Origin of the sequence: Corynebacterium sp. HMSC074E01, assembly GCF_001808885.1 — a bacterium.
Lineage (GTDB): Bacteria > Actinomycetota > Actinomycetes > Mycobacteriales > Mycobacteriaceae > Corynebacterium.
In genome coordinates this window covers 434381-446800 of the sequence record NZ_KV794854.1, presented here as the reverse complement: position 1 = coordinate 446800, position 12420 = coordinate 434381, and the positions used below count along the sequence as shown (strand labels likewise).

General features: G+C 60.1%; 11 protein-coding genes. 9 read left to right on the top strand and 2 right to left on the bottom strand.

Translation table 11 applies throughout. The annotated features are described in order from the left end of the window. Nucleotides 1-299: 299 nt before the first annotated feature. The 4 genes from HMPREF2537_RS11465 to HMPREF2537_RS11445 all read left to right on the top strand — a co-directional run bounded on the left by HMPREF2537_RS11465 (nucleotide 300) and on the right by HMPREF2537_RS11445 (nucleotide 6031). Nucleotides 300-1040, top strand: coding sequence for a trimeric intracellular cation channel family protein (locus HMPREF2537_RS11465; RefSeq protein WP_210383662.1), 741 nt, complete (start codon nucleotides 300-302; stop codon nucleotides 1038-1040). Between the two features lie 249 nt (nucleotides 1041-1289). Then, nucleotides 1290-1898, top strand: a complete 609-nt coding sequence (locus HMPREF2537_RS11455; protein WP_070529191.1) for a TetR/AcrR family transcriptional regulator — start codon at nucleotides 1290-1292, stop codon at nucleotides 1896-1898. Nucleotides 1899-1910: 12 nt separating this feature from the next. Further along, a complete protein-coding gene (gene mfd, locus HMPREF2537_RS11450) occupies nucleotides 1911-5549 on the top strand; it encodes a transcription-repair coupling factor (RefSeq protein WP_070529189.1) in 3639 nt (1212 codons plus the stop codon). Continuing rightward, nucleotides 5549-6031 carry a hypothetical protein gene (locus tag HMPREF2537_RS11445; RefSeq protein WP_070529180.1) on the top strand — a complete coding sequence of 161 codons (483 nt, stop codon included), beginning with the start codon at nucleotides 5549-5551 and terminating at the stop codon, nucleotides 6029-6031. Before mfd ends, HMPREF2537_RS11445 begins: the two co-directional genes overlap by 1 nt. On the opposite strand, the gene HMPREF2537_RS11440 is transcribed toward HMPREF2537_RS11445, so the two are convergent. Next, nucleotides 6028-7515: an amino acid permease gene (locus tag HMPREF2537_RS11440; protein WP_070529175.1), complete on the bottom strand. Its 1488-nt coding sequence runs from the start codon at nucleotides 7513-7515 to the stop codon at nucleotides 6028-6030. The two genes, HMPREF2537_RS11445 and HMPREF2537_RS11440, sit on opposite strands and share 4 nt — an antisense overlap. An 81-nt stretch (nucleotides 7516-7596) precedes the next feature. Between HMPREF2537_RS11440 and HMPREF2537_RS11435 the strand changes: the two genes are divergently transcribed. Next, a complete protein-coding gene (locus HMPREF2537_RS11435; protein WP_070529172.1) occupies nucleotides 7597-8214 on the top strand; it encodes a MazG nucleotide pyrophosphohydrolase domain-containing protein in 618 nt (205 codons plus the stop codon). Here the strand turns inward: HMPREF2537_RS11435 and HMPREF2537_RS11430 are convergent. Continuing rightward, nucleotides 8211-8633, bottom strand: coding sequence for a hypothetical protein (locus HMPREF2537_RS11430; protein ID WP_070529169.1), 423 nt, complete (start codon nucleotides 8631-8633; stop codon nucleotides 8211-8213). The two genes, HMPREF2537_RS11435 and HMPREF2537_RS11430, sit on opposite strands and share 4 nt — an antisense overlap. Nucleotides 8634-8870: 237 nt before the next feature. Here HMPREF2537_RS11430 and HMPREF2537_RS11425 point away from each other — a divergent pair, with 237 nt between their 5' ends. The 4 genes from HMPREF2537_RS11425 to HMPREF2537_RS11410 all read left to right on the top strand — a co-directional run bounded on the left by HMPREF2537_RS11425 (nucleotide 8871) and on the right by HMPREF2537_RS11410 (nucleotide 12405). After that, complete coding sequence (locus HMPREF2537_RS11425; RefSeq protein ID WP_070529167.1) at nucleotides 8871-9662, top strand: lysozyme family protein; 792 nt, start codon at nucleotides 8871-8873, stop codon at nucleotides 9660-9662. A gap of 142 nt (nucleotides 9663-9804) precedes the next feature. Further along, the gene (gene eno, locus HMPREF2537_RS11420; RefSeq protein ID WP_070529165.1) at nucleotides 9805-11082 is read left to right on the top strand and encodes a phosphopyruvate hydratase; all 1278 of its coding nucleotides are present in this window, start codon (nucleotides 9805-9807) and stop codon (nucleotides 11080-11082) included. Between the two features lie 236 nt (nucleotides 11083-11318). Continuing rightward, the gene (locus HMPREF2537_RS11415) at nucleotides 11319-11822 is read left to right on the top strand and encodes a septum formation initiator family protein (protein WP_070529164.1); all 504 of its coding nucleotides are present in this window, start codon (nucleotides 11319-11321) and stop codon (nucleotides 11820-11822) included. A gap of 34 nt (nucleotides 11823-11856) precedes the next feature. Continuing rightward, on the top strand, nucleotides 11857-12405 hold the full coding sequence (locus HMPREF2537_RS11410) for a DUF501 domain-containing protein (RefSeq protein ID WP_070529163.1): 549 nt from the start codon (nucleotides 11857-11859) through the stop codon (nucleotides 12403-12405). Nucleotides 12406-12420 lie beyond the last annotated feature (15 nt).

Sequence of the window (12420 nt, the reverse complement as noted above, 5' to 3'; positions counted from 1 at the left end):
CGTGCTCCCCGCGTAAGCGGGGATGAGCCCTCCGGTATCCACTGGTTCGGTGTATTTGGAGCGGTGCTCCCCGCGTAAGTAGGTATGAATCGGACACGCGGGAGTTAGCCCCATCGAACAACCCTTATTGCCTACTTGTGTGGCCGAGAACTTGCTATCGTCCTTCGAGGGGTTCTTACTTCGGGCCGCTTTGCTTGGTTGCAGTCGGTGCGTGAACCGCTTCATTTACCCGTGCGGCGATGAAACTGGATGGAGTCGAGGATTAAAAGTGATGTGATCAGCTAAGGTCAGTATCTGTGATTCAGGACGTCGACCCGCTCATCCATTCCCTGTACCAGGTCTTTGACCTCATCGGTGTGGTGCTCAACGGCATCATTGGTGGCACGATTGCACGCCGTAGGGAATTCGACATTATCGGTTTCGTCTTTCTGGCGCTCTTTTCAGCGCTGGCGGGCGGCATGATTCGTGACATGCTGATCGCCAGCGGTCCGGCAGCGGCTATCTCTGATCCGCTGTATCTCACGCTGGCGTGTGTGGGCGCGCTCATTGCTTTTTTGACGGACCTGAAGGGCAAGGCCTGGGAAATCTTCCTCGAGCACGCGGATGCTGTCATCTTGGGTGTGTGGTGCACGACTGGATGTGTGAAGGCGCTGACCCATGGAATGCCGTTTATCGCCTGCGTATTCTTGGGAGTCTTGACCGCAGTGGGTGGCGGAATGGTGCGCGATGTTGCTTCCGGCCAGATTCCCTCGGTCTTTGGGGGAAGCCCGCTCTACGCCGTGCCGGCGGTGCTTACAGGAATCGTGATGGCATCCTTCGCGCACTTCGACAAGTTTGCCCTTGGTATGGTCATCTCGCCCTTCGTGGGCTTTGGCCTAGCGGTTATGGCGTATTGGCGCGGGTGGGTGCTTCCGCGCGCTGGTATTGCTCCCTTGAACTACACCGCGGCGCAGGTGGCGTCGATTGCGCGGAAAGCTGAAATTAGGGGATTTAGGCGCGGTCGTAAGAAAAGAAAACAAACACCGCCAAGCGCTGAATAATTGCAGTCCAGGCGGTGTTTGTGCTTGCTTCCCCACCAGGACTCGAACCTAGAATGACGGTACCAAAAACCGTAGTGTTGCCGATTACACCATGGGGAAACTGCGCACATATTATGAGCGCTGGAGGACATATTACATGACAGGTGTGGGCCAAACCTAAACAGGTGCCCGAGACTTTCGGGCGCGTGGTTAACGGCCGACTTTTAGCTGGTGCGGGCCATGTCCAGTGGGGGAGATACAGTAGAAGACATGGTTCGACAAAGGATGACCGGGCGTGAGCGCCGTGAGCAGTTGATCTCCATAGGACGTGCAGCCTTCGCAGAACGCGGCTTCGATGGCGCCAGCGTGGAGGACATTGCAGCACGCGCTGGTGTGTCCAAGCCGGTGGTCTATGAGCACTTCGGCGGCAAGGAAGGCCTCTATGCCGTCGTCATTGACCGCGAGCTCGTGGCTTTGGAAAAGGTCGTGACGGAATCGCTGCAGACGGGTTCTTGGCGCGAGCGCATCGAGCAGGGGGTCGTCGCCCTGCTGACCTATGTGGAGGAGGAGACCGATGGTTTCCTAATCCTCGTGCGTGACTCCAAGCCAGGGGCGGAGCGTAGCTTCTCCACGTTGTTGAATACGGCGGTAAATCAGATTGCGCATATCCTCGGTGAGGCCTTCGAACACCGTGGTCTCGACCCCGAGCTGTCGGTGCTCTACGGCCAAGCGCTCGTCGGCATTGTGGCCACCACTGCGCAGTGGTGGTTGGACGTGCGCGAGCCCTCGCGGGAGACCGTCGCAGCGCACATCGTCAACTTGTGCTGGAATGGTCTTTCCGGCATGGAAGCAGCACCGAAGTTGAAGGGAGCTAAGTAGGTGGCAACGCCGATGCTGGGCGGGCTGCTCAAGGTAGCCGCCTCAGATCCAAAACTTAAAGGCCTCGCCTCCCAAGTGGGGGAAGCCTCATTGCACATTACTGGCATTGACCAGGCGCGCCCGTGGGCCATCGGCACGCTGGCGCACCATGCGCCGGTGCTGGTGGTGACTGCCTCCGGGCGTGAGGCGGAGGATCTCACTGCGGAGCTGACGGCCATGCTGGGGGATAAGGTCGCTTATTTCCCGGCATGGGAGACGCTTCCGCATGAGAGGCTGTCGCCGGCGGCGGATATCGTCGGCAAGCGCGCGCGTGTGCTTGACCTGGTGGGGGCGGGCAAAGCCCAGGTCGTGGTGACCTCTGCCCGCGGGTACTGCCAGCCCATCCTGAGCAAGGTGGAGGGTCGCGCGCCCATCTTCCTGAAGGAAGAAGATGAGCACGAGCTTTCTCATATCCTGTCGGAGCTGGAGTTTCGCGCTTATAAGCACGTGGATATGGTGGCTAAGCGCGGTGAGTATGCCACGCGCGGCGGCATTCTCGATGTTTTCCCCACCACCTCTGATTACCCGGTGCGCGTCGAGTTTTGGGGTGATGAGATTACGGATATCCGTCAGTTTTCTGTGGCGGACCAGCGCGCAATCCCGGAGATCGAGGTCGGCGAGGTCGCTATCTATCCCGCCCGCGAGCTGCCGATCACCAATGAGGTAGCCGCACGCGCCCGCGAGCTGGCGCAGAAGTTTGGGGGCAACGCAGCGCTGGCAGAGCTTCTGACCAAGGTAGGGGAGCACATCCCGGCTGAAGGTATGGAAGCTGTGCTGGCCGTGCTTGCCGCCGAGCCCTTCGTCACCCTCCCCGAACTCCTTGCCCCGGGTACGCACGTGCTGCTTGTGGCGCCGGAGAAGATCCGCACCCGCATTGCGGATCTGGAATCCACCGATGCGGAGTTCTTGGCTGCTGGCTGGGAGGCCGCCGCGATGGGCGCGGATGGTCCGTTGGCGGCCGAGGGCCTGGATACCTCGGCGTCGAGTTATCGCTCCTATGAGTCCTTGGAGGCGACGTGCCGGAATATCGAGGCCCCGCTGTGGACTTTTGCGCCGCCGGGGATGTTTGCGGCGGCTGAATCGGAGACTCTGCCGCTGGACTTTGAGCCCGGACCTACCCCGCGCGGTGATATTCCAGAGATCGATGCCATGATGGCGCAGCTTCTGGCGCACACCACGGCCGGCGGGCGTGCCGCCTTTATTGCCCCTGCACAGGGCGCGATTAAGCGCATGGTGGAGCGCTTCGCGGAAAAGGGGATTCCCACGAAGGTGGCCACACCTGGCTGGGAGCCGAGCCCCGGCGAAGTCACTCTTTACCAGGCCTTGTCCCATGCTGGTCTGGTGTTCCCGAAGGTACGCAAGCTCAAGGACGCTGAAGCGCTGCCGCTGGTCGTCATCACGGAAACTGACCTGACGGGTAACCGTGTGGGCGATATTGCGGGGGCGAAGCGTCGCCCAGCAAAGCGCCGTAACCGCGTGGATCCTCTCGCACTCAAGCAGGGTGACTACGTGGTGCATGAGACTCATGGCATCGGCAAGTTCCTCAAGATGGCCGAGCGCACCGTTCAATCCGGTGACGAGACTTCGCGCCGCGAGTACATCGTGCTGGAGTATGCGGCGTCCAAGCGCGGCCAACCGGCCGACCAGCTGTGGGTGCCCATGGACTCGCTAGATTTGCTGAGCAAGTACACCGGCGGTGAGGCGCCGACGCTGTCCAAGATGGGCGGCTCGGACTGGAAGAACACCAAGAAGAAGGCTCGCGCCGCGGTGCGCGAGATCGCCGGTGAGCTGGTGGAACTCTATGCCAAGCGCCAGGCCGCACCCGGTCACCAGTTTGGCCCCGACACCCCGTGGCAGGCCGAGATGGAGGATAATTTCCCCTTCGTCGAGACCGAGGACCAAATGCTGGCCATCGACGCCGTCAAACAGGATATGGAATCCACGGTGCCGATGGACCGCGTGGTCGTCGGCGATGTGGGCTATGGCAAGACCGAGGTTGCGGTGCGCGCAGCCTTCAAGGCCGTACAGGACGGCAAGCAGGTCGCGGTCCTCGTGCCCACCACTTTGCTGGCCCAGCAGCACACCGATACTTTCCGCGAACGCATGCAGGGATTCCCGGTGGATATCGAGGTGCTTTCGCGCTTTACCTCGACCAAGGAATCCAAGGAGATTCTGGCTGGTTTGGCGGATGGTTCCGTGGACATCGTCATCGGTACCCACCGTTTGTTGCAGACTGGCGTGCAGTGGAAGAACCTGGGCCTCATCGTGGTGGATGAGGAGCAGCGTTTCGGTGTGGAGCACAAGGAGCACATCAAGGCACTGAAGGCCAGCGTGGACGTGCTCACCATGTCCGCGACGCCGATTCCGCGCACCTTGGAGATGTCCATGGCGGGCATCCGCGAGATGTCCACCATCCTGACCCCGCCGGAAGACCGTCACCCGGTCCTGACCTATGTGGGTGCGTATGAGGATAAGCAAGTGGCCGCGGCCATCCGCCGTGAGCTGCTGCGCGACGGCCAGGTCTTCTTCATTCACAACAAAGTCGCTGACATCGAGAAGAAGGCCCGCGAACTGCGGGACCTAGTGCCGGAGGCGCGCATTGTCGTCGCGCACGGCCAGATGAACGAGGACGTGCTTGAGCGCACCGTCCAGGGTTTCTGGGACCGCGAATTCGACGTCCTGGTGTGTACCACCATCGTGGAAACCGGCCTGGATATTGCTAATGCGAATACCCTCATCGTGGAGAACGCCCACCACATGGGCCTGTCCCAGCTGCACCAGCTGCGTGGGCGCGTGGGCCGCTCCCGCGAGCGCGGCTATGCCTACTTCCTGTACCCGAAGGGCGCCACGCTGACGGAAACCTCCTATGACCGCCTGGCCACCATCGCCCAGAACAACGATCTGGGTGCGGGTATGGCCGTGGCCATGAAGGACCTTGAGATGCGCGGTGCTGGCAACGTGCTGGGTGCTGAGCAATCGGGCCACATCGCCGGTGTGGGCTTTGACCTCTACGTGCGTCTTGTCGGTGAGGCAGTGGAGACCTTCAAGGCGCTCGCGCGTGGTGAGACCCCCGTGGTCACGGACGAAGGGCCAAAGGAAATCCGCATCGACCTGCCGGTGGATGCTCATATCCCGGAGTCCTACATCAACTCCGAACGCCTCCGCCTGGAGGTTTACCGCAAGCTCGCAGCTTCCAAGGAGAATGCGGATCTGGCACACGTGGTGGAGGAAATGCAGGACCGCTATGGCCCTGTTCCGGAGCCGGTGGAGCGTCTTCTCGCAGTGGCCCGCCTGCGCCACCAGGCCCGCCGGGCCGGGGTCAGCGATATTACGGTGCAGGGCACGCGCATTAAGGTCCACCCGGTGGAATTGGCGGATTCGAAACAGGTACGCCTCAAGCGCCTCTTCCCGGGCTCGAATTACCGCGCGGCGGCCAAGGCCATCCAGCTCAACTTCCCCAAGGCTGGCCGCAATGTCACTGACCCCAAGCTGCGAGACATTGAACTCCTGCAGTGGATGGCGGATTTCTTGGCGTCGATGTTCGAACTCGAGCGCGTCGACGTCAGCGGTGCTAAGACTAAAAAGAACGTCATTAGCGTAGGAGAAAAATAATGGACGCCTCGAACAACCACATTGGGCCTAGTAGAGCTAATCCCCGAATCATCATGATGGTGGTGTGGATGTTCGCGGCGTTGTTCAGTATCCCCGTCTCCCTGGTTATCAAGTTCAGCGGTGAGAACGGTGGCTGGCTCACCTTCATTTTGGTGATGTTTGGGATCTTCCTGGTTGGCTTTTGGGTGTTTCTCGGGTTGCTCCCGCTGTTCATCCGCAGTGATTACGCAAGCCGCTTGGAGTGGGCATGGGCATCGATGGCCCTAGCGTTCATCGGCTTTATCGTGGGCAACGCCAACCTGCCGGACTTTGGGGACATCGGACCAGCCACCGTGCCGACGTGGTGGTTTGGCAACGAGGAAGCGGCCTCTATTACTGGTGGCATCTTCCTCGTCGTCAGCGCCATTGGTCATGTGCTGTGGCTAGTGAGCTGCATCGCGTATGCGGTGTTATCGCACCGCTCGGCGCCCGAGGCCTTCTAGAGCACCAACCGGCCGGTGCCCAAGCCCCACACCGCGGCCACCGCGCCGATAATCACCAGAGCAACCACGAACCACTCAAAAGTGTTGAACACGCGTTCCTTCTTGTACAGGCGGGTGGCCACGTAAGGAATCATGCTGGGGACCACGGCCAGTGCGCCAAGCAGCACGTAGACTGGGTCGGCGGCGTAAATGAGCCAGAGGGAATAAATGAAGGCGACGAGCCCGATGAAGAGATGGCGCCGGTTCTCGCGACGGCTCACCTCTGGGCCCGAGATGTCGAAACGCACCCCGGCATGCGGGTGCGTTAGTCCCTTGCCGCGCACGGCCAAAAGAACCAGGTACAGCGAGGAGAAGATGTAGGGCAGCAGGTACATGATGGTGGCCAGCTGCACCATGGCGTTGTAAGAGGTCTCGTTGAGGAAAAAGACGATGACGAAGAGCTGAATCGTCAGCGTGGAAATCAGCTGCGCTACCCACGGCGCGCCGGCGATGTTCACGGTGCCGATCTTGCGGGGGAGAAGACCATCGACGGCCATCATGACGATCGGCTCCGCGCACAGCATCTGCCAGGACACGTAGGCGCCGAGCACGGAAAGGCACAGGCCGAGGGAGATGAGCGCGCCACCCCATTTACCCACGGCGGCGGTGAGCACGGAGGCCATCGAGTTATCCGGCAGTGCTGCAAGCTCTTCCTGTGTGAGTACGCCGAAGCTCAGCGTGGACACGGAGACCAGCAGTGCCAAAACGCTGATGAAGCCGATGACGGTGGCGCGACCGACGTCGGAACGGGTGCGCGCCTGCTTCGAATACACGGATGCGCCCTCCACGCCGATGAAGACCCACACGGTAAAGAGCATGATGCCCTGGACCTGTTCGAAGAGGGACTTGTCGGAAGCCTTGCCCCAGATATCCAGGGTGAACTTATCCCAGCTAAAGCCTACGAAAGCGAGGATGACGATGAAGGCCAGGATGGGCACAATCTTGGCGACGGACGTCACCATGTTCATGATGGCTGCTTGCTTAATACCGCGGGCAAGCACGGCAAAAATACCCCAGGACAGCAACGACACCGCAATGGCGGAAACCCAGCGGTGGTCGGCGTCAAAGAAAGGGACGTAGTGGCCGATGGTGTTGAAAAACAGGGTGGCGTAGCCCACCTGCGCCATCACGGAGCCGAGCCAGTAGCCCCAACCAGAGGTAAAGCCGATGAAATCACCCAAGCCGGCACGGACATAGGAGTACACGCCGGAGTCGAGGTGTGGCTTGCGGTGAGCCAGGATCTGGAAAACGAAGGCGACAGAGAGCATGCCCACGCCAGCAATGAGCCAGCCGATGAGCATGGCGCCGGGGCCGGCCACGGAGGCGATGTTCTGCGGTAGAGAGAAGATTCCGGCGCCCACCGTGGAACCGATGATGAGCGCGACGAGCGTCCACAGCGTCACGGAGTGCGTGCGCGGCGATTCGGTGAGATTGGAAGTGGTCATTGGTTAAAAATACCCCTTTAGGCGGGCTTTTGTGCAACTGCAGCGAAAGTTCATGGAGGCTGGGACCTATACTCGTTGCTTATGACTGTCCTGTTGTTAGATCCGCGCTGGCCCACCCTAATACCCATGGAGGCCGTTGGAAAACTGCAGGGACCTGTTGTTTTTACCGATGAAGTACCAGTGAAGGTTCGCTGGGACTTCGACCAGTTATTGTGCGGGGAGGATCCTGCGGGCCACGGTGTTGTGGTGAGCACAGATCCTTCTCATCCGCAGGTGCGCGCGCTTATCGACGCCCACGCGGAGCTCATCCTGGCCCCCTCCTTGGAGGAGCCGATGTGGCAAGCGCGCGAGGTGATGACGCGAGCGCGGCGCATGGGGGAGTGGGAGCGCGAACAAACCCACGAGACTCTGCTGCGGTATCTGGAGGAAGAGTCTGCGGAGTTTGCCGAGGCGGTGCGGGAGCACGCTTCGGATGCTGAGCTGCTCAAGGAATTGGGCGATATCTTCCTGCAGATCCTCTTCCACGCCGAAATCGCGGCACGCCGTGGGGCCTTCAACCTTGATGATGTTGCGATGTCTTTCGTCAATAAAATGCGCTCCCGCGCGCCCTACCTTTTTGATGGCTCAGAGGACATCGTGGGGGTAGAGGAGCAGGAGCGCCTGTGGGCCGAAGGTAAGGCCCGAGAAAAGAAGGACTAGCCCTTCTGGATCATGGAGGACAGCAGGGGAGCATAGTCAGCGATCTTGGAGGATAGACCCGTGCCGCCGGTGGCGATGGTGTCTTCCTTGACAATCTTGCACTCGAGGGCGCGGTCAGCGGTCTGGCCGGCGTACTTCACAGCGGCGAAAGCCAGCGGACCAAGCTCCTTGGAGTTGCCCAGTGCAGTGAGGTTTTTCGAAAGCTGGTTGCGGGTGGTGTCCGGAGTTAGGAGCTCGCCTTCGGTGCTGCGATCGATAAGCGTGAGGGTGCTGCGCAGGGTGTTGCAGTCAGCCGACTGGATGCCCTGGGAAAGGAAGCCGCCCAGTTCAGTGAGGGAAGCGGCAGAGGCGGTGGCGGGTGCGATGGCGCCTAGGGCGACGACGGCAGAAGTAGTGGCGAGGATACGACGGATGGGCATGGAACTCCTTGAATAAGGGAAAGCACGTTTCTGGAACGGACGGTGGTAGAACGTGGAGCACCAGCGGGGCCTCGGCTCTCTGTTCAAGGCTGGAGTGTAGCGCAGAATGTTACGCATGGGAACATTGTGACATAACTTCTGCTTCGCACTTTCCTAAGACTGGTCTATGCAGTCGCCTCGTTGCGCCCTCTGTGTCGCTCGACCCCCTTCCTGCAACGGGCTGTAGTATTCACCTTTATGACGCAGGGGCTTAGGAGGATCGGGGGCTGTGGCCTTGGCATTGTCTTGGCTATCATTCTGATCATTTCCCTGGTGGCCTGGAGCCTTTCCTTCCTAGATAGGCCATCCCCGTTCCGGCAGCTTTCCCCCGTCCCAGAGGATCTACCTCCCGTGGGTGGGGCAGAAGTGCCCAATATTGATGTCGAAGGTCCGGGGCGCACGGCGGATAAATTGACGTGGTGGTCCGACCAGCTTGCTGATGCCACCAGCATCCCCGATCAGGCCTTGCGGGCCTATGGCAATGCGGAGTTGATTGCGCGGGAGTCCTGGCCGAACTGTAATTTGCGCTGGAATACCCTTGCGGGGATCGGCTGGGTTGAAAGCCGTCACGGGACCTATAACGGCAATCTCTTTCACCGTTCTTCACTCGATGAGAACGGCTACCCCGACCCACCCATCGTGGGTATACCTCTCGATGGTACGAATAACACCACCATGGTTCCGGATAGTGACGGAGGCGTGATTGACGGCGATACCGAGTTTGATCGCGCCGTCGGGCCGATGCAGTTTATCGCTTCTTCTTGGGAGCATTTAGGTCGTGATGCCAATGGCGATGGGGTGGCTGATCCCAACCAGATCGACGATGCTGCGCTAGGTGCCGCCGCATTGTTGTGTTTTGGAGATAGGGACCTTTCCACGCCGGAAGGCTGGCGCTCAGCTGTCCTTAACTACAACCAATCAGAGGACTACCTGCGTAAAGTGGCGGCAGCGGCGAACTCCTACGCCATTGAACAGTCTGCGACGTCCTAGTCCCTTCCTAGATCTTTGTCACGTTGTCCGTTTAAGCCCGACACGTTCCGAAGTTTTCTGGAACAATTGGCTGCAGGTGGTTTGGGAGCACCTCCCAGAACACAAACCAAGATCAATTTGGCTCTATAGGAGTGAAAGCAGTATGGCTGACATCATCCACGTAATGGCACGCGAAATTCTTGATTCCCGCGGCAACCCCACCGTTGAGGCTGAAGTCTTCCTCGACGATGGCGCACGCGGTGTCGCCGGCGTTCCGTCTGGCGCTTCCACCGGTGTTCACGAGGCTCACGAGTTGCGCGACGGTGGTGACCGCTACTTGGGCAAGGGCGTTCTTAAGGCCGTTGAGAACGTCAACGAAGAGATCGCTGATGAACTTGCCGGCTTCGAGGCCGATGACCAGCGCCTCATTGACCAGGCCCTGATCAAGCTGGACGGCACTGAGAACAAGTCCCGCCTTGGCGCCAACGCCATCCTGGGCGTTTCCATCGCAGCCGCTAAGGCCGCTGCCGAGTCCGCTGGCCTGCCGCTCTACCGTTACGTCGGTGGCCCGAACGCTCATGTCCTGCCCGTTCCGATGATGAACATTGTTAACGGTGGTGCCCACGCTGACTCTGGCGTTGACGTTCAAGAGTTCATGATTGCGCCGATCGGTGCGGAGTCCTTCTCCGAGGCGCTGCGTATCGGCGCAGAGGTCTACCACGCACTGAAGTCCGTTATTAAGTCCAAGGGCCTGTCCACCGGCCTCGGTGACGAGGGCGGCTTCGCTCCGGAGGCTGAGTCCACCAAGGCTGCTCTGGATCTCATCATTGAGGCCATCAAGAAGGCAGGCTTCGAGCCGGGCAAGGACGTCGCTCTGGCGCTCGACGTTGCTTCCTCCGAGTTCTTCAAGGACGGCAAGTACCACTTCGAGGGCGGCGAGCACACTGCTGAGGAGATGGCCAAGGTCTACGAGGAGCTCGTTGCTAAGTACCCGATCGTGTCCATTGAGGACCCGCTGCAGGAGGATGATTGGGAGGGCTACACCAAGCTCACCGCGGCTATCGGTGACAAGGTTCAGATCGTCGGCGATGACTTCTTCGTCACCAACCCGGCCCGCCTCCAGGAGGGCATCGACAAGAAGGCTGCCAACGCTCTGCTGGTCAAGGTCAACCAGATTGGTACCCTGACCGAGACCTTTGACGCCGTCGAGCTGGCTCACCGCAACGGTTACCGCACCATGATGTCCCACCGCTCCGGTGAGACCGAGGACACCACCATTGCTGACCTCGCAGTCGCCCTGAACTGTGGCCAGATCAAGACCGGTGCTCCGGCCCGCTCTGAGCGCGTGGCCAAGTACAATCAGCTGCTGCGTATTGAGCAGGAGCTGGGCGATGCCGCTGTTTACGCCGGCCGCTCCGCATTCCCGCGCTTCCAGGGTTAAGTTCGCCCGCTAGCTTCTAGTGGCAGTCTTCTCGGACTGCTCGCTGAGCTAGTGTTAATCCAGAAGGTGTCACAGGAAGCTGTGGCACCTTTTGCGTTGGGAGGGCAGCCGTAGAGGTCAACCTGACGCAGCGCACGTGCCGGAACGGACTCTGAACTTCTGTGACAGGTGTTATTTCTGAGACACGACGCGCGCCGCACGGCACTGGGGCCGGTCCGGGATACAATGGCTTCCCGATGGCACGCACTATTTCTCCCCGCACGAAGCGCCGGAACACCGTTCCGGTACACACGCGTGCCCGCGACGCGCAGCGCACCAAGCGGAAGAAGACCCCGGTCCAGCCTAAGGGCCTGGACATTCTGGGCGTCGGCGTGATTATTGCCGTTGTTCTCGTAGTTTTGCTATCCATTGCTGTTCCGCTGCGCAACTATTACCACGGCCAATCAGAAATTGCTCGCCTAGAAAGCTCTATTGCTGCCAAGCAGGCCCACAAGGATGATCTCCTCACCGAGATTGATAAATACAACTCGGAGGAGTACGTCAAGCAAGAGGCACGTCGCCGCTTCGGTGTCATGGATGAAGGCGAGATGGCCTTTCGCATCATGGATCCGCGCATGGACTCTGGTGACACGGTGACCTCAGAGCGTCGTGAAGAAGCCGATGACCGCGAGTGGTACACGGTTTTGTGGGATTCGGTATCGGAAGAAGCCGAAAACCTACCGGAAACACCTGCTGAATAGGACTCATCCATATCTCCATGTCACAATGGTTCCTATGACCGTGACCGATGCTGACCTTGAAGTCGTCCGCGAACAGTTGGGCCGCAACCCGCGCGGCGTCGTGGACATTGCTTACCGCACTCCGGACGGAGCCCCGGCGGTGATTAAGACCGCGCCTAAGCTTCCCGACGGCACCCCGTTTCCCACCCTTTATTACCTCACCGACCCGCGCTTGACCGCCGAAGCATCGCGCCTTGAGGTTGCCCATGTCATGAAATGGATGGAGCAGCGCCTTGCAGAGGATGAGGACCTGCAGAAGGATTACCAAGCCGCGCATGAACACTACCTGACAACCCGCAACGCCATGGAAGACCTCGGTACTGGCTTTTCCGGTGGTGGCATGCCTGAGCGCGTGAAGTGCCTTCACGTTCTCATCGCCTATGCCCTGGCGGAGGGGCCGGGCCGCGTACGTTTCGGCACCGAAGCCGTAGCGATGGCCGCAGAACACGGTAAACTTCGAGGAAGTGCCATCCCAGAGGATTGGCCCACCGTGGGGGACCTGGGCATTGATATGGCCCAGTTCGATTTTTCTAACGCCGGTTAAGAGAAAGGCTAGCCT